Origin of the sequence: Tsukamurella pulmonis (assembly GCF_900103175.1) — a bacterium.
Lineage (GTDB): Bacteria > Actinomycetota > Actinomycetes > Mycobacteriales > Mycobacteriaceae > Tsukamurella > Tsukamurella pulmonis.
This window is the reverse complement of record NZ_FNLF01000002.1, coordinates 1,942,049-1,965,534: the sequence shown is the minus strand read 5'-3', so window position 1 is coordinate 1,965,534 and position 23,486 is coordinate 1,942,049. Positions and strand designations below refer to the sequence as shown.

Sequence of the window (23,486 nt, the reverse complement as noted above, 5' to 3'; positions counted from 1 at the left end):
CAGCCGTGCATGCACCCCGCAATCATTGCGCGGGAGCGTTTTCCCAGACCACGGCCGGTATCCGGCCGATCGCGACGACATCGCCGTCGGAAAGGTCACAATTCGGGCGACACGCCGGGCGCGCCCGCCGTCAGTCCTCCCGGCGGTGCCGGCGCGCGCGGCTGACCCGCTCGGCCTGCGGGGTCGACTCCGCGTGGTGGATGCCGTCGGGCTCCGGCGCGGCGTGCCGACCGGTGCGCGGCGCCGGGGCGCCCTGGTACTGCGGGACGCGCTGCTCCGGCGCACCGGCCGTCGGTGCGCTCGGCCGCGGGACGGGGCCGCTCGGGCGCGGCGGCCGCGGGTCGGCGCGGTACTGCTGCGGCGCGGGGCGCGGCGGACGGTAGTCCGGCACGGCCGCGCGCGGCGCCGGCGGCACCGGGGGACGCGGCAGGTCGACGCTCTCGCGCTGGATCGGGCCCGACGGGCGCGCGACGCCGGCCAGGCCCTCTCCCGGGCGGCCGCCCAGGCGGGGCAGCGGATCGCTGGGATGCGAGTAGGCCTGCTGCGGCGCCGACGGTGCCGGTCGGTGCAGCGGATCGCTCGGGTGCGGCTGCCCGCGCGGCGGCACCGGCGGCGCGGGGCGCTGCCCGGGCCGTACCCCGGGGGCCTGCCCCGGCCGGGCGACGGGGACCTGCGCCGTCGGCGGCTGCGGCTGGGCGGGGGCGGGCCGGCCCTGGGCCGCGGCCGCGTTCTCGACGTCGGCGCGCTTGATGGCGCGGAACCGGTCGGTGAAGTACACGGGCTCCGGATCACCGGGCTGTTCGTTGTAGGCGCGGTCGTAGTCCTCGCGGCGGATCGCGGCGAACGAACCGGAGGTGACGTCGCCCTCCAGCGGCTCCCAATCGTCGTCGACGTCGTCCTCGTCCTCGAAGGCCTGCGCCGGGAAGGAGGTGGACGGAATGGCGCCACCGGATTCGCTGGATTCCTTGGCGGCCTGCCCCTCGGCGATCTCCTCGGGGGTGAAGCGCATGAAGGGCACCACCACGAGGCCGGCGAGGATGAGGATCGCGGCGCACGCGATGAACGCGAGGCCGTAGCCCGAGGCGAGCGCGTGGATCTGGTCGCCCGAGAGGTTGTCGTGGCGCAGGTGGCCGGTCGTGGGGCCGCCCTCGGCCATGATCCGCGAGGTCACTACGACCTGCACCGATGCGAGACCGATGATGCCGCCGAGGTTCTGCGCGACCTCGATCAGCGCGGTCAGCGGACCGATCTCCGACGGGCGCACGCCGGCGACGGCGCCGAGCGGCAGCGGCACGACGGCCAGGCCCACGCCGATGCCGATGAAGAACACCGGCAGGGCGATCTGCGGGAAGTAGTCGATGGTGGCGGGCGCCTTGGCCATGAGCGTGGGCACGTAGAGGCAGGGCAGGAAGACGATGAGCCCGCCGAAGGCGACGAGCCAGCGCGCCTGGAAGCGCCGCACCAGGGAGGCGCTGATCGCCACGGAGATGCCGAAGCCGACGGCGAAGGGCAGCAGTGCGAGCCCGGACTGGAACGGCGTGTAGCCGAGCACCAGCTGGAAGGTCAGCGCGACGTAGAAACCGAGCGTCGGGATCAGCGCGCCGCAGACCAGGATCGCGAGCATGGCCGCGACCCGGTTGCGGTTGTTGAACAGGGAGAACGGCAGGATCGGGTTCTTCGCGGTCCGCTCGACCCAGAGGAACAGGGCCAGGCAGATCACACTGATCACCGCGGCCACGTAGACCGACGTGCTCTGCCAGTGCGCCTCGGGCCCGGCGGTGAGGGCGTACACGCCCGTCACACAGCCGGCGACGGCGAGCGCGGCCCCCTTCACGTCGAGGGCGTGGCGCCGCTCGGCCATGGCCTCGTCGAGCGTGAGGTAACCGCCGATGGCGCACGCGATACCGACGGGCACGTTGATCCAGAAGATCAGGCGCCAGTCGATGGTGGCGAGCAGGCCGCCGGCCACGAGCCCGGCGATGGAGCCGAGGCCCGCCATGGCGCCGAACACGGCGAAGGCCTGGTTGCGCGCCTTACCCGGCGCGAACGTGGTCGCGATGAGCGCCAGCGCCGTGGGCCCGGCGATGGCGGCGAAGAAGCCCTGGCCCACGCGGGCCGCGAGCAGCCACATCTCGTTGGTCGCGAACCCCGCCAGCGCCGAGGCGATCGTGAAGCCGATGACCCCGAGCAGGAACATCTTCTTGCGCCCGAAGGTGTCGCCCAGCCTGCCGCCCAGCAGCAGGAATCCACCGAACGTGAGCGCGTACGCGCCGAACACCCACACCTTGGTGGCATCCGACAGGCCGAGCGCGTCCTGGATCTCCGGCATGGCGACGAAGACCACGGTGCCGTCGAGCACCGAGAGGAAGATCATGCCGCAGAGCACGAGGATCGGGATGCCGACTGCACTGCCCTTGACGCGGTAGGTCTGCGCCGGGCTGCTGGGCGCCATCGTTGAAGTCATGATGGTCCGAGGCTACCGACTACCCCACCGGATCTGGAAGTCGTGAACGGTAACAATTGTGACGAGAGTTACTGAAGTTACGGTTCGCCACGACGGCGATCCGAGCGGATTCGGGCGATTCGCGCAGCGCAGAGCGGTGCTCCCCCCGGCTCGGGGCGCGGGAGGCCGTGGGGGCGTCACACTCGAGCGACACGCGGCGAAACCACACCCCGGATGGGCGTCAGGCCCCCTGCGCCGCCAGGAATCCGGCCGTCGGCCCCACCACGAGCACCGCCGGCGGGACGACGTTCGCGGCCGCGGCATCGGCCGCGATCGAGGCGAGCGTGCCGCGGACGGTCCGCTGGCCGCCCGTCGTCGCGTTCTCGACCACGGCGGCGGGGGTCTCGGTGGGCCGCCCGCCCGCGATCAGCGCCTCGGCGATCGCCGCGAGCCGCTCCACCGCCATGAGCACCACGACGGTGCCGCGCAGCCGGCCCAGCGCGTCCCAGTCGACGAGGCTGTCGGGGTGCCCCGGCGCCACGTGCCCGGAGACGACGACGAACTCGTGCGTGACGCCGCGGTGCGTGACCGGGATGCCCGCAGCCGAAGGCGCGGCGATCGAGCTGGTGATCCCCGGGACCACCGTCACGGGGATGCCCTCGGCTGCCAGCGCCTCGAGCTCCTCGAAGCCGCGGCCGAAGACGTACGGGTCGCCGCCCTTGAGCCGGACGACGAACTTGCCCTCGCGCGCGCGTTCGATGAGCACCTGGTTGATCGCCTGCTGCGCCATGGCGCGCCCGTAGGGCACCTTCGCCGCGTCGATGACCTCGACGTGCGGCGCGAGCTCGGCGAGCAGGCGGGGCGGCGCGAGGCGGTCGGCGACGACCACGTCGGCCAACCCGAGCAGGGCCCGGCCCCGCACGGTGATGAGGTCGGGGTCGCCCGGTCCCCCGCCGACGAGCGCCACGCCTTCGGGCTTGCGGCTGGGGCGGGCGGCCTCGTCGCCCGTCAGGACGGCGCGGAGAGCGTCCCGGACGGCGGCGGACCGTCGGTGATCACCCGAGGCGAGGACGCCCACCTGGAGGCCGTCCGTGGCGACCGTCGCCGGAGTGACGGCCGTGCCCTCGCGAGCGAGGTCGGCGCGGACGCAGAAGGTGCGCTGCACCTCGGCCTCGGCGACGACGGCCGCGTTGACCGCGGGATCGTTCGTGGCGGCCAGGGCGTACCAGGCGCCGAGCAGGTCGCCGGAGGCGTACTCGCGCCGGTGCCAGACGATCCCCGGGGTCGCCTCCACCGCCGGCGTGGCCTCGGGGGCAACGACGTGGACGTCGGCGCCCGCGGCGAGCAGGACGGGCAGCCGGCGCTGCACGACGGTGCCGGCCCCCACGACGACGACACGGCGCCCTCGCAGATCCAGACCGACGAGGTAGGGATCGTGCGGGGCGCCGTGGCTGTTCATTCCGCTCAGCTTAGTGAGCGACCGGTGCGGCTATGCGCGCGGCTCGGCGTGCTTGGTCGGCGTGTGCACGATGTCGTAGTACACGGCCTTGTTCGACGCCTCGGGGTACACGCGGTACGTGAACTCCTTCTCGGTGAGGGTCACGATCTCGACGGTGCGCTTGTACTGGACGCTGCCGTCGGCGTTCTTGGCGACGATGGTGCGGGTCTTGCCGTCGGCGGAGACGGTCCAGTCGCCCTTGCCCTTGGCGGTGTCGTCGAGGTTGTAGAGGGTGAAGGTGCCGTCCTTCTTGAAGTAGGCCCAGCCGACGTAGTTCTTCACGTTCTTGTCGGTCAGCGCGACCGTGGCGCCCTTCGCGTCCTTGGCACCGGTGGTCTCCCACGCGGTGGAGGCGAGGATCGCGCCCGGGGTGCCCGCCTTGACCGGGGTGGGCTTCGCGGCCGAGGGCTTGGCCGAAGCGCCGGCCGACGTGCCGGTCGAAGGCTTGGTGGACGGCTTGGCGGACCCGCTGGGCTTCGCGGAGGACGAGGACGACGGCGAACCGGGGGCGGCGTAGGACCCGGCGGCGCAGGCGGAGGTGGCGACCACGGCAGCGGCGGCGAAGGTCACGGAGACGAGCTTGATCGAGGAGTGCATGAAGCTTTTGTACAGCACCCTCTCAGCCCGCGCGAGGCCCTCGCTCAGGGTGAGACGAACTCCTCACGCGACCGCTCTGACCAGGCGTTCCGCGACCTCGGGGTATCCGGCAGGGTGCACGTGCAGATACGAGGAGTGCACTGTGGGCGAGAGGTGTCCGTCGGTGACGGCGACACCGTCACCGTCGCGCCAGCCCCAGGCGGGCGCGGGGCCGGGAGCGAGCACGGTGCGGTGGAACTCGTGACCCGTCACGCGCTCGCCGGCCGCGAACAGCGCCCCCGTGCCGAGGGCGACGGCGTCGCGGTAGCCGAGCTTCAGACGGGGGGTGAAGGCCGCGTCGCCCGGGATCACCCCGCACATCGGGACCCCGTCGAGCGAGTCCGCGAGATAGAGCTGGCCGGCGCACTCGGCGTGCACCACTCCCCCCGCGGCGACGAGCGCACGGACCTGTGCGCGCAGCGGCGCGTTCGCCGAGAGCCGCTCCGCGTACACCTCGGGGAAGCCGCCCGGCAGCACCACGGCGGCGGCGTGCTCGGGCAGTTCATCGGTGAGCGGATCGAAGCGGTGCACCCGGGCGCCGGCGGCGCGCAGCAGTTCCTCGTGCTCGGCGTAGCCGAAGCTGAAGGCGGGGCCGCCGGCCAGGGCGACGACGGGTTCGCCCACGGCGGCCACCTCCGTGGCGGGCGACCACACCGGCCCCTCCGCGACGGGCCGCGCGAGGGCGCGGATCCGCTCCACGTCGACGTGGCGTTCGACGAGGTCGGTCATGGCCTCGACGGCGGCGACCGCGTCCGTGCCGCGCTCCGCCGCGGGGATCAGGCCCAGGTGTCGCGCCGGGACCTCCAGAGCGGCGGCGCCGGGGACCGCCCCGACCGCTTCGAGGCCCGCGTGCACACACGCATCGCGCAGCACCCGCTCGTGGCGCGGGCTGGAGACGCGATTGAGGATCACGCCGGCGATCGCGATCCCCGGACGATGGGTGGCGAAACCGGCGAGCAGGGCGGCGAGGGACTGCGAGTGGCCGCGGGCGTCGACGACGAGCAGCACCGGGGCGCCGAGGATCTGGGCGACGTCGGCGGTCGAGCCGATGCCCTCGGTCGCGACGCCGGCCGGGCCGTCGAGGATGCGCCCGTCGAACAGGCCCATCACGCCCTCGATCACCGCGATGTCGGCGCCCTGCGCGCCGTGCCGGTAGAGCGGCGCGATGCGCTCGTCGCCGCACAGCACGGCGTCGAGATTGCGGCCGGGGCGCCCGGTGGCCAGCGCGTGGTAGCCGGGATCGATGTAGTCGGGGCCGACCTTGAACGGCGCCACCGCACCGGTGCGCGCGAGGGCACCCATGAGTCCCGTCGCGATGGTCGTCTTCCCGCTGCCGGACGAGGGCGCGGCGATGACGACGGCGGGGGTCACCATGCGATGCCCCTGCTCTCCCCGGCCACCGCGCCTCCCGGGACGCCGGAGCCGTTCCTCACCACTCGATCCCCCTCTGCCCCTTCCTCCCCGCGTCCATGGGGTGCTTGACCTTCGTCATCTCGGTGACCAGGTCGGCGGCGTCCATGAGGGCCTGCGGCGCGTCGCGGCCGGTGATGACGACGTGCTGGTTGCCGGGGCGGTGCACCAGGGTCTCGACCACCTCGTCGACATCGATCCAGCCCCACTTGAGCGGGTAGGTGAACTCGTCGAGCACGTAGAAGCGATGCTGCTCGACGCTGAGCCGGCGCGCGATCTCCCGCCAGCCGTCGCGCGCGGCCTCGGCGTGGTCCTGTTCGGCGTCGTCGGTGCGGCGCAGCCACGACCAGCCCTGCCCCATCTTGTGCCACTCGACGGGCCCGCCGGCACCGGTGCGCTCGTGCAGCTCGTTCAGCGCGAGCATCGTCTGCTCCTCGCCGACCTTCCACTTCGCGCTCTTGACGAACTGGAAGACGCCGATGTCGAAACCCTGGTTCCAGGCGCGCATGGCCATGCCGAACGCCGCCGTCGACTTCCCCTTGCCCGGCCCGGTGTGCACCGCGAGAACCGGCTGGTTGCGGCGCTGCCGAGTGGTCAGGCCGTCCTGCGGCACCGATTCGACCTTGCCCTGGGGCATTCGGGGCTCCTCACTGAGTGTCGGGTTTCGCGGGGCTCCGCGGCCCGATCTCACCTCGGAGGGCCGCAGAACCCGACGTTGGCGAACATACGTCAGGCGACGCGGGCGAGATCCTGCGGGCTCAGGCCGCTCAGCGGGAGTAGCGAGGCGCCGAGCTCGGCCGCGACCTTCGTCGCCAGCCCCAGCCGCACCATGGAGGTCTCGCAGTCCACCACGACCGCCGCGCGGCCGTCGGCGCGCAGGCCCGCGGCCGCGGCGAGAGCCCGCGGCAGCGGATCACGGCCGGCGGTCGCGCGACCGTCGGTGAGCACCACGACCAGCGGGCGCCGGGCGTCGGGCCGCAGGTCCTCGCGACGCAGCAGCTTCCGCGCCTCGATCAGGCCCTCGGCCAGCGGGGTCCGGCCGCCGGTGCGGGCCCGCGCCAGTCGCCCGACGGCCACGTCGACGGACCGCGTCGGCGGGACGAGCAGGGTGGCCTCGGCGCCCCGGAAGCCGATGACGGCGACCTTGTCGCGGCGCTGGTAGGCGTCGCGCAGCAGCGAGACGGCGGCCTCGCCGACCAGCGCGATCCGCTCCCGGGCCGCCATCGACCCGGAGAGGTCCACGACGAAGACCACGAGGTTGCCCTCGGTCGCCTCCCGGATCGGGGACCGCAGATCCGACGGTGCCAGGCGCAGCGGACCGTCGACGCGGCCGCGGGCGGCCTGCGCGGGTGCCGCGGCGCGCAGCGTGGCGGCCAGGTGCAGGCCCGCGCCGGTGCCGGCGGGGGCCGCGCGGACGACGCTGCCGCGATCGGAGCGGGACTTCGAGCGACGGCCCGCTGCTCCCCCGGTCCCGACGCCGGGCACGGTGAGCCGGCCGACGGTGCGGTGCCGCGCGGTGGGCAGCGGCGCACCGCCCGGCGCGTCCTGTCCGTCCTCGCCCGGATCCTGTTGCGGCGTCGGCGGGTCCGCCGCCTCGCCGCCGTCCGGGCCGTCGGGATCGGGGTCCGGCTCGGGTTCGGGGTCGTCGTCCTGGCGGGCCTCGTCGAGGGCGCGCTCGAGTTCGGACTCGTCGAGGCCAGGCTCGTCGAAGGGGTCACGGCGCTTGCGGTGCGGCAGCGCCAGCGCCGCGGCGACGCGCACGTCGTCCTCGGTGACCTCGTCGGCGCCGCGCCAGGCGGCGTGGGCGCGGGCGGCGCGCGCGATCACCAGGTCGGCGCGCATGCCGTCGACGTCGAAGGCCGCGCACACCGCGGCGATGCGGCGCAGCTCCGCGTCGGGCAGCACGACGTCCGGTAGCCGGTCGCGGGCGGCGGCGATGCGACGGGCCTGCTCGGCGTCGGCCGCGGCGTACTCGGCGGCGAAGGCCGCGGGGTCGGCCTCGAAGGCGAGGCGCCGCCGCATCACCTCGACGCGGTCGTCGACGTCGCGGCTGGCGCGCACGTCCACCGCGAGACCGAACCGGTCGAGCAGCTGGGGCCGCAGCTCCCCCTCCTCGGGATTCATGGTGCCCACCAGGACGAATCGCGCCGGGTAGGAACGGGAGACGGCGTCGCGTTCGACGCTCACCCGGCCCATCGCGGCGGCATCGAGCAGCACGTCCACGAGGTGGTCGGAGAGCAGGTTGACCTCGTCGACGTAGAGGATGCCGCCGTCGGCGTCCGCGAGCAGGCCCGGCGTGAAGTCCACGGCCCCCTCACCGAGCGCGCGGTGCAGATCGAGGGAGCCCACGACGCGGTCCTCGGTGGCGCCGATGGGCAGCTCGACGAGGCGGGCGGTGCCGCCGTCACTGCGCGGCGGGAGCAGCGGTGCCAGCGCGCGGGCGGCGGTCGACTTCGCGGTGCCCTTCTCGCCGCGCACGAGCACGCCGCCGACCGCGGGCGCGATGGCGCACAGGGTCAGTGCGAGCCGCAGCTCGTCGTGGCCGACGACGGCGCTGAACGGGTAGCGGTCAGACACCGGCGGGCCTCCTCATGGGGACGTGCGGGATGCCGTCCTCGATGAATTCGTCTCCCTCGCGGGCGAATCCGTACTTGGCGTACATGGCCTCGAGGTGCGACTGCGCCTCGAGCAGGCAGGCGCGACCGTCGAGTTCGGCGAGCGCCGCGGTCATCAGTTCGCCGATCAGGCCACGCCCGCGGTGCGACGGTGCCGCGCACACCCGGCCGATCGCGGCCAGGCCCGGCCCCTCGTCGGTGACGCGCACGGTGGCGACGGCGCCACCGTCCTCGGCGGGCAGCCAGAAGTGCACCGTCGACGGGGAGAGGTCCCGCCCGTCGACGTCGAGCCACGGGCTCTGCTGCTCGGCGATGAAGACCTCCGCGCGCAGCCTGAGCAGCGCGTAGAGGGTCCTCGCGTCGAGTTCGTCACCGGAGGCGCGGTGCACGGCGTTACGCCTGCGCGTCGGCCCCGACGCCCGGGGACAGCTGCAGCGTGCGGTTCGTCCAGTCCCAGACCTGGTCGAAGAGCTGCTTGTTGTCGTTGAGCGTGGTGCCGTACGACGGGATCATCTCCTGCAGCAACGGCTTCCACGCCTGCATGTGCTTGGGGAAGCACTTGCCGAGCACGTCCAGCATGGCGGGAACGGCCGTCGAGGCGCCGGGCGAGGCACCCAGCAGGCCGGCGATCGACTCGTCGTTCGCGGCGATCACCGCGGTGCCGAACTCGAGGTTGCCGCCACCGGGGCCCTTGCGGATCACCTGGACGCGCTGACCGGCGGTGATGAGCTCCCAGTCGTGGCCGTCGGCGCGGGGCACGAACTCCGAGAGGGTCTTGACCCGGTCTGCGGGCGACTGGAGCAGCTCGCCGATGAGGTACTTGGTCAGGCCCATCTCCTTGAGGCCCACGGCCATCATCGGGAGCAGGTTGTTCGGCTTCACCGACAGCGGCAGGTCGGTGTACTGGCCGGCCTTGAGGAACTTCGGCGAGAACCCGGCGTAGGGGCCGAAGAGCAGGCCCTTGTTGCCCTCGATCACGCGGGTGTCGAGGTGGGGCACCGACATCGGCGGGGCGCCGACGGCGGCCTTGCCGTAGACCTTGGCGGCGTGGTGGTCGATGAGCTCCGGGTTGGAGCAGCGGAAGAACTGACCGGAGACGGGGAAACCGCCGAAGCCCTTGGCCTCCTTGATGCCCGACTTCTGCAGCAGCGGCAGCGCGCCGCCGCCCGCGCCGACGAAGACGAAGCGCGCGTCCACGTGGGTGACCTCGTGGGTGCGCAGGTTCTTGACCGTCAGCCGCCAACCGTCCTTGGTGCGCTTGAGGTTGGTGACCTTGGTGCCGAAGTGGACGGCGCCGCCCTTGCCCACGAAGTTGATCAGCTTCTTGGTCAGCGAGCCGAAGTCGACGTCGGTGCCGCCCTCGTACCAGTTCACGGCGACGGGATCGGCGAAGTTGCGGCCCGCGGCCATGATCGGCAGGCGCTCGGAGAACGTGGCCGGATCGGTGAAGTACTCCATGCCCCCGAACAGCGTCTGGTGCGCCAGCGCGTCGTAGCGCTTGCGCAGGTACTCGACGTTGTCGGCGCCGTGCACGAAGCTGGCGTGCGGGATGGGGTTGATGAAGTCGGAGGGCTCGTCGAGCACGCCGGCGTCCACCGCGTACGCCCAGAACTGGCGCGAGACCTGGAACTGCTCGTTGATCGTGATCGCCTTGCTGATGTCCACCGAACCGTCCGCCGCCTGCGGCGTGTAGTTCAGCTCGCACAGCGCCGAGTGCCCGGTGCCCGCGTTGTTCCACGGGTCGGAGGACTCGGCCGCCGCGGCGTCGAGGGACTCGAAGACGTTGATCGACCAGCTGGGCTCCAGCTTGCGGAGCAGGGTCCCGAGCGTGGCGCTCATGATTCCTGCGCCGACGAGCGCGACGTCCGTGCTGATCACGTTACGGGCCATCTGGTAGTTCACTCCTCGACGTGGGGCGGGGCCCGGTATCGGCCCCCTTCTGGGCGAGAACCTTACTCCGGGCCCCTCCGGTGGCGCGCGGCACACCGTGCAGTACGACCCGACGGCACACCCTCATTACAGTGAAGTCGTGGCGACCACTGAGCTGACCTACTCCCCCGACGTCCTCGGCGACGAGTACGTCGCGCACACCTTCGAGCTGGGCCCGGACCCGGACGGCGAGCCGGGCGGGGACGTCGTGGCCACGCTGGTCAAGCACGTCCCGACGAGCACCGCGGGCGCGACCGATCCGCACCACGCGGTGCTGTGGGTGCACGGCTTCTCCGACTACTTCTTCCAGACCGCCGTCGCGGAGTTCTTCGCGGAGCGCGGGTACGCCTTCTACGCGCTCGATCTGCGCAAGTGCGGTCGTTCGCTGCGCGAGGGTCAGTCCGCGCACTACGCGACCGACTTCACCGTCTACGACGAGGAGCTGGACCTCGCGGTCGCGGCGATCGAGCAGGAGCACCCCGGCCTCGGCGTCGTCGTCGCGGCGCACTCCACGGGCGGACTCATCACCCCGCTGTGGCTCGATCGGCGCCGCAAGGCGGGCCGCACCGGACCGGTCGTCGGCCTCGTCCTCGACAGCCCCTGGTTCGACCTCCAGGGCTCCGCGATGCTCCGCGAGCTCGCGACGCCCGTCGTCAAGCTCATCGGCAAGGCCGTCGGCACCCGGCCGGTGCCGGTCGAAGCCGTCGGCGTCTACGGCCAGACCATCCACTCGAGCGCGCACGGCGAGTTCGACTTCGACCCGCGGATCAAGCCCATCGAGGGCTTCCCGGTGCGGTTCGGCTGGCTGCGTGCCGTGCGAGTGGCGCACAGCCTGCTGCACCGCGGCCTGGACGTGGGCGTCCCGTCCCTGGTGCTGCGCTCGACGAAGAGCTTCGCCCCCAAGGAGTGGAGCGAGGAGGCCGGCCGCGCCGACGTGGTGCTCGACACCCGGCAGATCGCGAAATGGGCCGGCGCCCTCGGCGGGCGGCTGACCGTGATCCCCGTCGAGAACGCCAAGCACGACGTCTTCCTCTCCGAGAAGGACGCGCGGGAGACCGCTTACGCCGAGCTGGCCGGTTGGCTGGCCCGAGAGATCGAGGCCTGACATGTCCGAGAACGTCTTCGACCTCGTCGTCATCGGCTCCGGCGCCGGCAACACCATCCCCGATCACCGCTTCGACGACCGGACCGTCGCGATCGTCGACAAAGGCGTGGCCGGCGGCGCGTTCGGCGGCACCTGCCTCAACGTCGGCTGCATTCCCACCAAGATGTTCGTCTACCCGGCCGATGTCGCCGAGGACGCGCGCGAGAGCGGCCCGCTGGGCGTCGACGCGACCGTCACGGCCACCCATTGGCCGGCCATCCGGGACCGCGTCTTCGGCCGCATCGACCGCTACTCCGCGGGCGGCCTGCGCTACCGCGTGGAGAAGTGCCCGAACGTCACCGTCTTCCAGCAGGAGGCGCGATTCCTCCCGGACGCCGGGGACGGCCTGCACCGTCTCGCGCTCGCGGACGGCACCGTGGTCGCCGGCCGCGACGTCGTGATCGCGGCGGGTTCGCGCCCGGCCGTCCCGCCCGTCATCGAATCGGGCCCGGCGCGCTACCACGTCAGCGAGAGCATCATGCGGCTCGACGACCTGCCGCGCCGGCTGATCGTGGTGGGCGGCGGCTACATCGCCGCCGAGTTCGCCCACGTCTTCGCCGGCCTCGGCTCCGAGGTCACCGTCGTGGCCCGGGGCGAGCGCCTGCTGCGGGCGCAGGACCGGACGATCTCGGAGATCTTCACCGAACAGGTCCGCCGGACCTGGGACGTGCGGCTCGGCACCGAGGTCACCGCGACGCGGGCGGTGGGCGACGGCGTCGAGGTGGATCTGACCGACGGGTCGACGGTGGCCGCCGACGTGATGCTCGTCGCGACCGGCCGGATTCCGAACGGTGACACGCTCGACCTGTCCGCGATCGGCATCGACCTCGACGAGGAGGGCCGGGTCCCCGTCGACGAGCACCAGCGCACCCCGGTGCGCGGCGTGTGGGCGCTGGGCGACGTGAGCACCCGGTTCCCGCTGCGGCACGTGGCCAACCACGAGGCGCGGACCGTCGCGGAGAACCTGCTCTCCGGCTGGGACACGCCCGCGGCGACCTCGGATCACCGGTTCGTGCCGGGTGCGGTGTTCTCCCGGCCGCAGGTCGCCTCGGTGGGCCTGAACGAGGACGAGGCCCGCGCGCGCGGCATCGACGTGGCGGTCGGCGAGCAGCGCTACGCCGACATCGCCTACGGCTGGGCGATGGCGGATGCGGAGGGCGTGTGCAAGCTGGTCGGCGACCGCGCGACGGGGCTGCTGGTGGGCGCGCACATCGTCGGCCACCAGGCTTCGGCGCTGATCCAGTCGGCGATCACGGCGATGTCGTTCTCGATCCCGCCGGAGGAGTTCGCCCGCGGTCAGTACTGGATCCACCCGGCGTTGCCGGAGCTGGTCGAGAACGCCTTCCTGAAGGTGGCGGAGGACATGCGCTCCTGACGCCCGGCCGCGGTACAGTCATATGCATGAATCACAATGAATTGATCATCCCCGGCTGCTCCAACCCGAACTGCACGTGCGAGAACTGCTCGTGCGGCGACAGCTGCACCTGCGGCTCCGGCTCCTAGCTCGCTCGGGGACTGACCGCGCGCGGCGCGGTCAGTTCCGCAGCGTGCGCAGCGCGATCTCCGAGGCCAGCGCCGCCGGCGCGCGCAACGGGAGCCAGTGGTCGCCGTCGGGCACCTCGCTGAGCCGGTAGTCGGCACGGAGGAAGTGCGCGGTGCCCTTGGCCTGCGCCGCACCCGCGATCGCATCGCGATCGCCCCAGACCAGCGTGGTGGGCACCTCGATCACGGGGCAGTCCAGCCCCTCCCCGCCGGGCACCATGTTGGCCCGGTACCAGTTCAGCGCCGCCGTCAACGCGGGTTCGTTCGCGAGGTCCTCGATGCCCCCGCCCGGCGCCGTGGCGAGCAGCGTGCGGGCGTCGTTCGCGAGCAGCGCCTTCTCGGCCTCGCCGGAGCGCAGGAACAGCTCCAGGTAGCGCGAACGCTGCCGCTGGTCCTGATCGCTCGCCATCGCCTCGCCGAACGCCGACGGGTGGCCGAACGAGACCGCCGTCAGGCTCATGGCGCGCAGTGGATAGGCGGCGGCGAAGTGCCACGCCACCGTCGCGCCGAGGCCGTGACCGACGACGTGCGCGTAGGGCACCTCGAGCGCGTCCAGGATGCGCGCGGCGTCCTCGGCGAGGTGCTTCATCGTGTACTGGTCGACGCCCACCGGACGGGCGCCCGGGCTGTACCCGCGCTGGCGGGGCGCGATGGTGCGCAACCCGGCCTCGTGCAGACGCTCACGGACCTGGTCGAAACACTCCTCGGTCTGCGGGAATCCGTGCAGCAACAGCACCGGCACGCCGTGCTCCGGCCCCCCGACCGAGACGTCGAACGTCCACGAGCCCGCGGGTACCTGCACGGTCTGCGCTGTATCGATCCCCATGACCGTTCACGCTAGTCACTGACAATCCGTATGGGCGGCAGGATCGCGGAAAACGCGCCGAGCGATTGCAACGGCGCCAGGATCGCGTCCACGTCGCAGTGCTCCTCGATCGCGTCGGCGAGGACGTCGAGCTGGGCGCGCCGCGCAGCGTCGTAGCCGACGGCCGGACCGAGGTCGCGGCCCGGGAGAACGGCGCCCAGGTAGGCGCGCCGGAACTCGTCGGCGCCGAACAGTCCGTGCCAGTGGGTGCCGAGGACCGTGCCCCGCAGCGCCCCCTCCGGCCCGTCGGGTCCCTGCAGCACCGGGCTCTCCTCGGTCCGGACCACGACGCCGTGATGGATCTCGTAGCCGCTCGCAGCGGCACCCATGCCCGTGCCGGTCACGTTCCGCACGCATTTGACGGGGCCGAACTCGACGTCGAGGTCGAGGATGCCGAGGCCGTCGACGCGCGTCCCGGCCGCCGCCTCCACACCGCCGGGATCGGTGATCGAGCGGCCGAGCATCTGGTAGCCGCCGCAGACGCCCACGATCGGGCCGTCCGCCGCGGCGCGCCGGATCAGCGCGTCGGCGAGTCCGCGTTCGCGCAGCCACGCGAGATCGGCGACGGTGCTCTTCGTGCCGGGGAGCACGACCAGGTCCGCGGCGGCGACGTCGGCGGGCCGGGTCGTCCAGCGCACCGTCAGCCCGGGTTCGCACGCGAGGGCCTCGACGTCGGTGGTGTTGGACACCCGCGGCAGCGCGATCGCGGCGACGCGGATCGGGTCGGGGCGCGTGGAGCCGCGGCCCACGAGATCGGCGCCGAGCGCGGCGAGCGAGTCCTCCGCGTCCAGCCACAGGTCGGTGAGGTACGGCAGCACGCCGAGCGTCGGCCGCTTCGTGATCGCCTCGAGTTGCTCCAGTCCGGGCGTGAGGAGCGAGACGTCGCCGCGGAAGCGGTTGATCAGGAAGCCGTAGATCAGGCGCTGGTCGTCGGGCGGCAGCACGGCGACGGTGCCCGCGAGGTGGGCGAGCACTCCCCCGCGGTCGATGTCGCCGACGATCAGTGTCGGCAGGCCGGCGGCGCGCGCGAGGCCCATGTTGGCGATGTCGGTAGCGCGCAGGTTGATCTCGGCGGGACTGCCAGCGCCCTCGCAGAGCACGACGTCGAACTCCTCGCGCAGGCCGGCCAGTGTGGTGGTGACCTCGTCGAGCAGCCACTGCCGCCGGGTGACGTAGTCGCGCGCACCCACGTCGCCGACGGGCCGGCCGTGCAGGACGAGCTGGCTGCGCCGGTCGCTGCCGGGCTTGAGCAGTACGGGGTTGAACCGGGTCGACGGCGCCAGACCGCACGCGAGCGCCTGGGTCGCCTGGGCGCGCCCGATCTCCCCGCTCGTGCCGTCGGCCTCGACGGTGGCGACGGAGTTGTTGGACATGTTCTGCGCCTTGAACGGCGCGACGCGCACGCCTCGCCGGGCCAGCAGACGGCACAGCCCGGCCGTGACGGTGGACTTACCGGCGTCCGAGGTGGCGCCGGCGATCAGCAGCGCCCCGTGCATCTAGGCGGCGTCGCTCGGCAGCGTGAGGATCTCGGCACCGTCGTCGGTGACGACGAGGGTGTGCTCGAACTGCGCGGTCCACTTCTTGTCGGTGGTCGCAACGGTCCAGCCGTCGGACCAGATCTCGTAATCGAGGCCGCCGAGGTTGATCATCGGCTCGATGGTGAAGACCATGCCGGGCTCGAGGACGGTCTCGACGTTCGGCTCGTCGTAGTGCAGCACGACGAGGCCGTTGTGGAAGGTCTCGCCGATGCCGTGGCCGGTGAAGTCGCGGACCACGGTGTAGCCGAAGCGGTTCGCGTAGGACTCGATGACGCGGCCGACGACGTTGAGCTCGCGCCCGGGCTTGACGGCCTTGATGGCGCGTTCGGTGGCGGTGCGGGTGCGCTCGACGAGGAGGCGGTGCTCCTCGGAGACGTCGCCGGCGAGGAAGGTGGCGTTGGTGTCGCCGTGCACCCCGTCGATGTAGGCGGTCACGTCGATGTTGACGATGTCGCCGTCCTCGATGACGGTGCTGTCCGGGATGCCGTGGCAGATCACCTCGTTGAGGCTCGTGCAGCACGACTTCGGGAAGCCGCGGTAGCCCAGCGTCGAGGGGTAGGCGCCGTGGTCGATCATGTACTCGTGCGCCACCCGGTCGAGGTGGTCGGTGCTCACGCCCGGCGCCACCTCGGCGCCCGCCGCCTGCAGCGCGTCCGCGGCGATCCGGGAGGCGAGGCGCATCTTCTCGATGGTCTCCGGGGTCTGCACCCAGGGCTCGTTGCCCTCGTTCGCCGAGGCCTTGTCGACGTACTCCGGCCGGACGATCGTCGCCGGGACGGCCAGACGGGGCGAGACGGTGCCGGGAACGAGTGCAGCGCGGGTCATCCGTTCAGCCTAATCGGCGCCCGCCACACCTCCAGCGCCCCGCCCCGAAGCACGCAGCCGCCCACCGGGCCGTCGCCACCGCCCCATCCGGACGTAACAGCGCCGGCTCGGACGGCGTCCTGGGAAAACGCCTGCTGCTCACGCTGTTACGTCACCCGGTGGGCGACATCGGGGGCCGTGGGGAGCCAGTAGTGGCAGGTCGGTTCGAGGAAGCCGTGGCCGACGGCGAAGTCGTCGACCGGACGGATCCTGGTGAGGACGCCACCCGCCGATTCCGCGGTGCGCCGCGAGGCGAGGTTGCCCTCGTCGCAGGTGACGAGCACCTCGGTCAGCCCGATGCCCTCGGCGCGCCGGACCACCTCGCACAGCGCGGCGGATGCGACGCCGCGGCGGCGCGCCGAGGGACGCACGTGGTACCCGATGTGGCCGCCCAGCTCGGCGAGCATCGGGGACAGCTCGTGCCGGAGCTGGATCGCACCGAGATAGCGCTCGCCCCGCACGATCCACCAGGTCGTCGCGGGCAGCAGTTCGCCACTCCGGTCGATCGTGGTCGCCGCGTTCAGTCGATCCACCCAGGTAGCGAAGTCCGACGGTGCCGTCAGGTCCAGCTCGCGCGCCAACGCGCTGCCGGAGCCCGGGTGGTGCGTCACGTCGCCCCACTCCGCGACGTTGCGCAGCCACTCCTGGTGCCACGCAGCGTCCGGGGCGATGAGGTCGATGTCCACGCCCCGAGCCTCCCCGACGAGACTCGGGGCGGCAATCGATTTCCCGTGAGGTGTGCGGCGGGTGTAATGCCCGTCTCTTGTCTCCGAACACAACCCTGGGTAACTTACTCAGGCACAGTATGCAGTCTGTCGCAGAGCGGGTTGCATCGATGGAAGCGATCGGATGACGACATGGGGGAGACAATGCCCAGCACCACACGCCTGCGCCGCACCGCTGCCACCGGCGGCGCGCTCCTGGCGGCGCTCGCGGTCGCCGCAGGACCGGTCCAGGCCGCGCCCGGCGATCCCACCCTCGCCGGCACCGACACGCACGGATTCACCACCCAGCCGGCCGCGCGCTGCGACGGCGCCGACCGCGCGACGGCACTGTTCACCGGCGGCAACGGCGATCCGTACCGCTTCGCGGTGTGCCGCACCGCGAACGGCGCGCCCTACCTGCGCGCGTGGGCCAACGGCCGGCCGAGCCTCGCGGACACGCAGGGGCCGCGGATCGGCCTGCGCGGGACCGCCGTCAACGGATCGGACACCCTCTTCGCCGCCCGCGGCGCCACCGTCGACGTGGGGGTCTCCCCCATCGCGATCCGCTGGCCCGACAACGGCGCCGGGGCATGGACCGTCTCCTACCCCATCCGAGCAGCCTGGCACCGCGGATGACGCGGCTCCGCGCAGCGGTGCCGATCGCGCTGACGTGTATCGGCGCCGCCGTGCTCACGGGCTGCGCAACGGCGATCGAGGGTCGCGCCACCGTCGACGCCGCCGAGGTCAGCGCCGCGCTCGCCCTGCCCGCGGGCCGGGGCACGCCGCCCGCGGATACGGATCGCCGGGGCTTCACGGCGGCGTCGGCGCGCTGCGACGGCACCGACGTCCCCGTGACCCTGATCTCGGGCGGCCTGCCGGCTGACCCGTACCGCTTCGCAGTGTGCCGCGACGACAGCGGGATGCGGTACCTGCGCGCGTGGGCGAACGGCGAACCGTCGAGCATCGACTCCTCGCCGCCCCGGATCACCTTCCGCGGATCGTTCCTCACCGACACCCCGAACAGCGCCCAGTTCCTCGCGGGCGACGCCAAGGTCGACATCGGGCCGACCGTGGTCACCATCACGTGGCCGCGTCGCGGCTCGACCACCTGGACGACGACCTACCCGATCCGGGCCCGCTGGGACCGCCTGTAGCGTCGGGCGGTCCGGTCTCGACGCGCGATCAGCCGGGGGTCGCCGCGACCGGGGCGTCGAAGCGGTCGAAGAACTCCTTGGTGACCGCGACCGCGTTGTCGGAGCTGCCGCCCAGCACGACGAGGGACGCGAAGGCCAGGTCGCCGCGGTAGCCGACGAACCAGGCGTGCGAGCCGCCCTCGACCTCCGCCTCGCCGGTCTTGCCGAGGATGTCGCCCGAGCCGCGGATCAGCTCGGCGGTACCGGAGGCGACCACCTCGCGCATCATGGCGCGCACCCCGTCGACGGCCTTCGGATCGAGCGGGGGCCGCTCCCCGTCGACCGTGGTGGGCTTGCCGAGCACCAGCTGCGGGGTGACCGCGCCGCCGTGCGCGACCGCGGCGGCCGCGAGCGCCATGGCGAACGGGCTCACCAGCACCTCGCCCTGCCCGAAGCTGTCCTCGACCTGATTGACCATCGCCTTGGGCACCGGGTACTGCCCGGACGAGACGGGCAGGCCCGCGATCGAGTACTCCGGCCCGATGCCGAGCTCGGCCGCGGCGGTGGGCAGCGCCTCGGGCGTGAGCTTGGCACCGAGGTAGGCGAAGCTCGTGTTGCACGACCGGGCGAACGCGCGCTGCATGCTCACATCGCCCAGGGCGAACCGGTTGTAGTTGGGCACCTCGCGCTCGCCGATGGTGAGGGTGCCGGGGCACGGCACGATCGTCTCGGGCCCGGCGATGCCGGCGGAGATCGCCGCGGTGGCCGTCACGATCTTGCCGACGGAGCCCGGCGGGTACAGGCCGGAGGTCGCGAGCGAGCCGAGTTTGTCGGCCTCGGGGTTCTGCGCCACCGCCAGGACGTTGCCGGTCGACGGCTGGATCACCACCATCATCGACTGCCGGTCGCGGCGGGTGTTCACGGCGGCCTGCGCCGCGGCCTGCGCGATGGGCGAGATGCTCACGGACGCGGCCGGGGCAGTCTGCGGCGCCGTGGACGAGAGCGTGGTCACGCGAGCGCCGGTGTCGGCCTGGGCGATCACCTCCCAGCCGTCCTTGCCGGCGAGGTCGCCGGCGACGTTCTTCTTGATCGAGGACATGAGCGCCGGGGCGAAGCTGCGGTCGGTGGGCACCAGGTCCGCCTGCTCGACGAGGGTGACCCCCGGCAGCGAGGTCACATCGCCCGCGAGCTTGCGCAGGTCGGCCTGGTTGACCGAGGCGACCGTGTACGGCGCGCCCAGCGACGTCGCCTGCTCCGTGATCTGCACCGGGTCGAGCCCCGGCAGGATCGGCTGCAACGCGCGGGCCAGCTGCCCCGCGACGTCGAGCACCGTGGTGGGGGCGGCCACCTTCGACGCGTCGAGCCGGATCCGGTTGATCACTCCGGGAACGAGCACGGCGCCGCCCGACGCCGAGTTCACGGGCGCCTCGGCCGCGGGCAGCGCGCGCAGCACCATCGTCTGGTTGGCGCCGAGCCGCGGATGTAGCACCGACGGCGCCCACCGCACGCGCCACTGCCCGTTCTCCTGGACACCGGTCAGCGAACCGCGGTAGTCCCAGGAGCGGCTCGAGCGGCCCTGTTCGGCGGGCAGGTCCCACACGTACTCGTACTCGACCTGGCTGGTGGCCCCGACGGTGCGCACCTGCCCCACCTTGAGCTGGACGCCGCGCGCCTGCAGCCCGTCGAACGCCTCCTGCAGCGCCTTCTTCGCGGCGTCGGGCGACGTGGTGAGGGCGGCGGCACCGTCGAGATCCTTGTCGGCGAGCGCCGCACCGAAGCGCACCGCGAGCGGCCCCGGGCCGGCGGTCTGCGCCGGCGCGCACGCTCCGCTGGCGACCAGCGCCACGAGGGCGACGATCGCGACGGCGCTGCGCATCGGCGTGTTCACCGGCCCAGAGTATGTCGGTGCGCCGTCGGGTTCGGGTTGCCGCGCTGGGCCGTGACAGGTGGGACGCAGGTGACGGCCGAAACACCGTGACCGTGATCACCCACTCGAACTGACTCGTGAGTAAGATAGCGGCATGACCACGCAGCAGAGTCGCCGCGCCGTGATCGTCTCCGGCGCGCGCACCCCGTTCGTCCGCGCCTTCGGCGACTACGTCCGCCTCGACAGCATCGCCCTCGCGGACCAGGCCGTCCGCGGCCTCCTCGATCGTGTTCCGGCCGTCGCGGACGGCGTCGAGGCCATCGTCTGGGGCGGGGTCATCCTGCCCGCGGGTGCGCCGAACATCGCCCGCGAGATCGCTCTGGACCTCGGGCTCGGTCACGGCGTCGAGGGGCACACCGTGACCCGCGCCTGCGCCTCCGGCCTGCAGGCGATCACCACCGCCGCCGCCGCGATCGAGCGCGGCGAGTACGACGTGATGATCGCCGGCGGCTCCGATTCGGTCTCCAACGCCGCAGTGAACCTGCCGCAGAAGCTGGTGCAGGCCGCGGCTCCGCTGGCCCTGGGCAAACCGTCGGCCCGCGACTACGTCGGCGCCGCGATCGGGCTCGCCCCGTTCACCGGCCTGCTGCCCAGTCGCCCCCGGATCGAGGAGCGCACCACCGGCGAGGTGATGGGCGAGTCGGCGGAGAAGATGGCGCGCATCCACGGCATCACCCGCGAGGCGCAGGACGAGTTCGCCGCCCGCTCGCACGCCCGCGCCGCGGCGGCCATCGCCTCGGGCCGCTTCGACCGCGAGGTGGTCCCGGTGACCACCCCCGACGGCACCACGGTGACCCGCGACGGCCTGGTCCGGGCCGACACCAGCGCCGAGAAGATGGCGCGCCTGAAGCCCGCGTTCGAGCGCGAGGGCACCGTGACCGCGGGCAACGCCAGCCCGCTCACCGACGGTGCCGCCGCGGTGCTGCTCATGAGCGAGGAGAAGGCGCGCGAGCTCGGCCTGACCCCGCTCGCCGCGATCCGCTCGTGGAGCTACGTCAGCGTCGACCCCGCCGACGAGGTGCTCATCGGCCCCGCGATCTCGATGCCCCGCGCGCTGGAGAAGGCGGGCCTGAAGCTCGAGGACGTCGACCTGGTGGACATCCACGAGGCCTTCGCCGCGCAGACGCTCTCCGTTCTCGACGCCCTGGCCAGCCCGGAATGGGCGGCGGAGCGTCTCGGCCGCGACGAGCCCGTCGGCACGATCGACCCGGAACGACTCAACGTGCACGGCGGATCGGTGTCGATCGGCCACCCCTTCGGCGCCACCGGTGCCCGCATGGTCACCACGATGGCCAACGAGCTCGCACTGACCGGCAAGGACACCGCCCTGCTCGGCATCTGCGCGGCGGGCGGCCACGGCGCGAGCGTGGTGCTCGAGCGCGTGTAGTCGACGAATCGGCTGATTTCCGGCCGGCGATCCCGTGAGCGCATCGCCACGCGGGAATCGGCCGATTCTCCGAGGCTCAGGTGACGGAAAGCCCACCGTCGACGCAGAGGTTCTGCCCGGTCACCCAACCGGAACCGGGGCCGGCGAGGAAGATCGCCGCCGCCGCGAAGTCCGCCGGTGCGCCCAGCGTCCCGGTGTGCGCGCGCCGCCGGAAGTAGTCGGCGCGCTCCGGATCGGCCAGGACGGGTGCGGTCATCGGCGTCGCGACGAGTCCGGGCGTGAGTGAGTTCGCGGTGACGCCCGACGGCGCCCACGCCTCGGACTGGGACCGCGTCAGCCCGGCGATGCCGGCCTTCGCGACGCCGTAGACGCCACTGTTGCCGAATGCGCGATGCGCCTGGGTCGATGCGACGTTGATGATCCGGCCCCAGCCCCGGGCGGCCATCCGCGGCCCGTAGTGCCGGCCGAGCTGGAAGGGCGCATCGAGATTGACGGCGAGGATCTCCCGGTAGAGCACGTCGTCGATCTCGGCGAGCGGCGGGCGCGGGTTGCTGCCCGCGCAGTTGACCAGGATGTCGACGGCGTCGGCCCGTCCGTCCACCTGCGCGATCAACGCAGCCGCGCCGGCGCCCAGGTCGGCGCTGATCCCGTCGGGCCCGAGCCGATCGCGGTCGCGGCCCGCCCGGAGGACCCGCGCCCCGGCGCCCTCGAGCGCCTGCGCGATCGCGGCGCCGATCCCCGAACTCGCCCCGGTCACCAGCGCGGTGCGGCCGGCGAGGTCGAACAGCGCGGTCGTCTGCGGATTCATGGGAGACACAGTACGTCCCGGCACCGCGCGGCCCGGCCGCGCGGACAACCGTGATCCGATCACCGGCTCACATTGCAATCGCTACGATCGCTCCATGGTGAGCCTGATTCTCATGGTGAAGCGACTCGTCGACGCGGTCGTCACCAGCTGGCGCGACCGAGTCTCGCGGGGCGCGGCGATCAGCCTGGTGGGCACGGTGACCGGCGCGACGATCTTCTACACGCTCACCGAGAAGTGGTCGGTGCTCGATTCACTGTTCTACGCCGTGTCGGTGGGACTGCCGATGGGCAACGGTGCGCTGGGCCCCACGACCACCGTGTCGAAGATCTTCACCCTGATCTACGCGCTCGTCGTGGTGGGCCTGTTCGTCGCCGTCGGCGGCTCGCTGGCGAAGGCGACGGTGAAGAACACCAACCGGAAGGTGGCCCGGGTGCGCCGCGATGACGCGCACCTCGAGCAGGAGGAGATGCGACTGCAGAAGAAGGAGGCACTGCTGCAGGAACAGGCCGACCGGGTCCGGAGGGAGGCGGCCCGCCTCGGAATGACCCTCGAGGAGGATCTCTAGGAGAGCACCGCGGCCAGCCAGATCGTGATGGCGCCCAGCGCGCCCGCGAGCTCGGTGAGGATGAGCAGGCCCGCGGCCCTGGTCGCGGCGAGCGCGGCCCGCCAGCCCGCCTTGGCGTCCTGCAAACGGATCGCCTCGGCCACGAAGGTGCCCCCGACGAAGCCGATGAGCAGCCCGATCACGGGGATCACGAAGAAGCCCACGATGCCGACGATGCCGCCGGCCACGAGCGACCACTTCCCCACCCCGGCCTTGGCCATGGTGCGACCGCCGACGAGGTACTTCACCCCCCAGGCCAGCACCATCACCGCGAGCGCGCCGGCGAAGACCCACCAGGCGTTCCCCCCGGTGAAGATCGCCCAGATCAGGATGCCGAGCGCCACCAGGGATGAGCCCGGCAGCAACGGGACCACGATTCCGACCAGGCCGACGACCATCAGCGCGACGACCGCCACGTACCCCCATGCGTTCATGGGGA

At 72.6% G+C, this 23,486-nt stretch carries 21 protein-coding genes; 6 read left to right on the top strand and 15 right to left on the bottom strand.

The window, feature by feature from the left end:
• Window positions 1-130: 130 nt before the first annotated feature.
• The 8 genes from BLQ62_RS09675 to mqo all read right to left on the bottom strand — a co-directional run bounded on the left by BLQ62_RS09675 (window position 131) and on the right by mqo (window position 10,492).
• Window positions 131-2,464: an MFS transporter gene (locus BLQ62_RS09675; RefSeq protein WP_231857603.1), complete on the bottom strand. Its 2,334-nt coding sequence runs from the start codon at window positions 2,462-2,464 to the stop codon at window positions 131-133.
• A 220-nt stretch (window positions 2,465-2,684) separates the two neighbouring features.
• Window positions 2,685-3,902 carry a uroporphyrinogen-III C-methyltransferase gene (cobA, locus tag BLQ62_RS09670; RefSeq protein WP_068565713.1) on the bottom strand — a complete coding sequence of 406 codons (1,218 nt, stop codon included), beginning with the start codon at window positions 3,900-3,902 and terminating at the stop codon, window positions 2,685-2,687.
• A 30-nt stretch (window positions 3,903-3,932) separates the two neighbouring features.
• Entirely contained in the window at window positions 3,933-4,538 is a 606-nt protein-coding gene (locus BLQ62_RS09665) for a DUF4822 domain-containing protein (protein WP_082756563.1), read from the bottom strand.
• Between the two features lie 63 nt (window positions 4,539-4,601).
• On the bottom strand, window positions 4,602-5,951 hold the full coding sequence (locus BLQ62_RS09660) for a cobyrinic acid a,c-diamide synthase CobB (protein ID WP_068565717.1): 1,350 nt from the start codon (window positions 5,949-5,951) through the stop codon (window positions 4,602-4,604).
• A gap of 55 nt (window positions 5,952-6,006) precedes the next feature.
• Entirely contained in the window at window positions 6,007-6,624 is a 618-nt protein-coding gene (gene cobO, locus BLQ62_RS09655; RefSeq protein ID WP_068535487.1) for a cob(I)yrinic acid a,c-diamide adenosyltransferase, read from the bottom strand.
• A gap of 92 nt (window positions 6,625-6,716) precedes the next feature.
• Complete coding sequence (locus tag BLQ62_RS09650) at window positions 6,717-8,564, bottom strand: VWA domain-containing protein (protein WP_068565719.1); 1,848 nt, start codon at window positions 8,562-8,564, stop codon at window positions 6,717-6,719.
• Entirely contained in the window at window positions 8,557-8,991 is a 435-nt protein-coding gene (locus BLQ62_RS09645; protein WP_068565720.1) for a GNAT family N-acetyltransferase, read from the bottom strand. Before BLQ62_RS09645 ends, BLQ62_RS09650 begins: the two co-directional genes overlap by 8 nt.
• Before the next feature lie 4 nt (window positions 8,992-8,995).
• On the bottom strand, window positions 8,996-10,492 hold the full coding sequence (gene mqo / locus BLQ62_RS09640) for a malate dehydrogenase (quinone) (protein WP_068566308.1): 1,497 nt from the start codon (window positions 10,490-10,492) through the stop codon (window positions 8,996-8,998).
• A 139-nt stretch (window positions 10,493-10,631) separates the two neighbouring features.
• Between mqo and BLQ62_RS09635 the strand changes: the two genes are divergently transcribed.
• Together BLQ62_RS09635 and BLQ62_RS09630 are read left to right on the top strand one after the other, a co-directional pair.
• Entirely contained in the window at window positions 10,632-11,636 is a 1,005-nt protein-coding gene (locus BLQ62_RS09635) for an alpha/beta hydrolase (RefSeq protein WP_068535490.1), read from the top strand.
• Window position 11,637: 1 nt separating this feature from the next.
• Window positions 11,638-13,050: a mycothione reductase gene (locus tag BLQ62_RS09630; RefSeq protein ID WP_068565723.1), complete on the top strand. Its 1,413-nt coding sequence runs from the start codon at window positions 11,638-11,640 to the stop codon at window positions 13,048-13,050.
• Window positions 13,051-13,209: 159 nt separating this feature from the next.
• Here the strand turns inward: BLQ62_RS09630 and BLQ62_RS09625 are convergent, their stop codons facing one another.
• The 4 genes from BLQ62_RS09625 to BLQ62_RS09610 all read right to left on the bottom strand — a co-directional run bounded on the left by BLQ62_RS09625 (window position 13,210) and on the right by BLQ62_RS09610 (window position 17,170).
• Window positions 13,210-14,043, bottom strand: a complete 834-nt coding sequence (locus BLQ62_RS09625; RefSeq protein WP_068535495.1) for an alpha/beta fold hydrolase — start codon at window positions 14,041-14,043, stop codon at window positions 13,210-13,212.
• An 11-nt stretch (window positions 14,044-14,054) separates the two neighbouring features.
• A complete protein-coding gene (locus BLQ62_RS09620; protein ID WP_068535497.1) occupies window positions 14,055-15,578 on the bottom strand; it encodes a cobyric acid synthase in 1,524 nt (507 codons plus the stop codon).
• The gene (gene map / locus BLQ62_RS09615) at window positions 15,579-16,445 is read right to left on the bottom strand and encodes a type I methionyl aminopeptidase (protein WP_068535498.1); all 867 of its coding nucleotides are present in this window, start codon (window positions 16,443-16,445) and stop codon (window positions 15,579-15,581) included. It lies immediately after the preceding gene.
• Window positions 16,446-16,591: 146 nt separating this feature from the next.
• Window positions 16,592-17,170, bottom strand: coding sequence for a GNAT family N-acetyltransferase (locus BLQ62_RS09610; protein WP_068535500.1), 579 nt, complete (start codon window positions 17,168-17,170; stop codon window positions 16,592-16,594).
• Window positions 17,171-17,353: 183 nt separating this feature from the next.
• On the opposite strand from BLQ62_RS09610, the gene BLQ62_RS09605 reads away from it, so the two are divergent.
• Both BLQ62_RS09605 and BLQ62_RS09600 read left to right on the top strand, forming a co-directional pair.
• A complete protein-coding gene (locus BLQ62_RS09605) occupies window positions 17,354-17,824 on the top strand; it encodes a hypothetical protein (RefSeq protein ID WP_068565724.1) in 471 nt (156 codons plus the stop codon).
• Complete coding sequence (locus BLQ62_RS09600) at window positions 17,821-18,342, top strand: hypothetical protein (protein ID WP_068565726.1); 522 nt, start codon at window positions 17,821-17,823, stop codon at window positions 18,340-18,342. The genes BLQ62_RS09605 and BLQ62_RS09600 overlap by 4 nt, the downstream gene beginning before the upstream one ends.
• Window positions 18,343-18,370: 28 nt before the next feature.
• Here BLQ62_RS09600 and BLQ62_RS09595 read toward each other — a convergent pair whose 3' ends face one another.
• Window positions 18,371-20,197 (bottom strand): penicillin-binding transpeptidase domain-containing protein, encoded by a 1,827-nt coding sequence (locus BLQ62_RS09595; protein ID WP_068566311.1) that lies wholly within the window; start codon window positions 20,195-20,197, stop codon window positions 18,371-18,373.
• Between the two features lie 145 nt (window positions 20,198-20,342).
• Between BLQ62_RS09595 and BLQ62_RS09590 the strand changes: the two genes are divergently transcribed.
• On the top strand, window positions 20,343-21,635 hold the full coding sequence (locus tag BLQ62_RS09590; protein WP_068535504.1) for an acetyl-CoA C-acyltransferase: 1,293 nt from the start codon (window positions 20,343-20,345) through the stop codon (window positions 21,633-21,635).
• Between the two features lie 76 nt (window positions 21,636-21,711).
• On the opposite strand, the gene BLQ62_RS09585 is transcribed toward BLQ62_RS09590, so the two are convergent.
• Window positions 21,712-22,443: an SDR family NAD(P)-dependent oxidoreductase gene (locus BLQ62_RS09585; RefSeq protein ID WP_068565728.1), complete on the bottom strand. Its 732-nt coding sequence runs from the start codon at window positions 22,441-22,443 to the stop codon at window positions 21,712-21,714.
• 94 nt (window positions 22,444-22,537) lie between these two features.
• Here BLQ62_RS09585 and BLQ62_RS09580 point away from each other — a divergent pair, with 94 nt between their 5' ends.
• A complete protein-coding gene (locus BLQ62_RS09580) occupies window positions 22,538-23,008 on the top strand; it encodes a potassium channel family protein (RefSeq protein ID WP_068565730.1) in 471 nt (156 codons plus the stop codon).
• Here the strand turns inward: BLQ62_RS09580 and BLQ62_RS09575 are convergent.
• Window positions 23,005-23,481, bottom strand: a complete 477-nt coding sequence (locus tag BLQ62_RS09575) for a DUF456 domain-containing protein (protein ID WP_068565732.1) — start codon at window positions 23,479-23,481, stop codon at window positions 23,005-23,007. The genes BLQ62_RS09580 and BLQ62_RS09575 overlap by 4 nt on opposite strands.
• Window positions 23,482-23,486 lie beyond the last annotated feature (5 nt).

Coding starts and splice junctions, on each gene's coding strand:
- BLQ62_RS09675 (WP_231857603.1), bottom strand. CDS start 2,464: ATGACTTCAACGATGGCGCCCAGCAGCCCGGCGCAGACCTACCGCGTC.
- cobA (WP_068565713.1), bottom strand. CDS start 3,902: ATGAACAGCCACGGCGCCCCGCACGATCCCTACCTCGTCGGTCTGGAT.
- BLQ62_RS09665 (WP_082756563.1), bottom strand. CDS start 4,538: ATGCACTCCTCGATCAAGCTCGTCTCCGTGACCTTCGCCGCCGCTGCC.
- BLQ62_RS09660 (WP_068565717.1), bottom strand. CDS start 5,951: ATGGTGACCCCCGCCGTCGTCATCGCCGCGCCCTCGTCCGGCAGCGGG.
- cobO (WP_068535487.1), bottom strand. CDS start 6,624: ATGCCCCAGGGCAAGGTCGAATCGGTGCCGCAGGACGGCCTGACCACT.
- mqo (WP_068566308.1), bottom strand. CDS start 10,492: ATGGCCCGTAACGTGATCAGCACGGACGTCGCGCTCGTCGGCGCAGGA.
- BLQ62_RS09630 (WP_068565723.1), top strand. CDS start 11,638: ATGTCCGAGAACGTCTTCGACCTCGTCGTCATCGGCTCCGGCGCCGGC.
- BLQ62_RS09625 (WP_068535495.1), bottom strand. CDS start 14,043: ATGGGGATCGATACAGCGCAGACCGTGCAGGTACCCGCGGGCTCGTGG.
- BLQ62_RS09620 (WP_068535497.1), bottom strand. CDS start 15,578: ATGCACGGGGCGCTGCTGATCGCCGGCGCCACCTCGGACGCCGGTAAG.
- map (WP_068535498.1), bottom strand. CDS start 16,445: ATGACCCGCGCTGCACTCGTTCCCGGCACCGTCTCGCCCCGTCTGGCC.
- BLQ62_RS09605 (WP_068565724.1), top strand. CDS start 17,354: ATGCCCAGCACCACACGCCTGCGCCGCACCGCTGCCACCGGCGGCGCG.
- BLQ62_RS09600 (WP_068565726.1), top strand. CDS start 17,821: ATGACGCGGCTCCGCGCAGCGGTGCCGATCGCGCTGACGTGTATCGGC.
- BLQ62_RS09595 (WP_068566311.1), bottom strand. CDS start 20,197: ATGCGCAGCGCCGTCGCGATCGTCGCCCTCGTGGCGCTGGTCGCCAGC.
- BLQ62_RS09590 (WP_068535504.1), top strand. CDS start 20,343: ATGACCACGCAGCAGAGTCGCCGCGCCGTGATCGTCTCCGGCGCGCGC.
- BLQ62_RS09585 (WP_068565728.1), bottom strand. CDS start 22,443: ATGAATCCGCAGACGACCGCGCTGTTCGACCTCGCCGGCCGCACCGCG.
- BLQ62_RS09580 (WP_068565730.1), top strand. CDS start 22,538: ATGGTGAGCCTGATTCTCATGGTGAAGCGACTCGTCGACGCGGTCGTC.
- BLQ62_RS09575 (WP_068565732.1), bottom strand. CDS start 23,481: ATGAACGCATGGGGGTACGTGGCGGTCGTCGCGCTGATGGTCGTCGGC.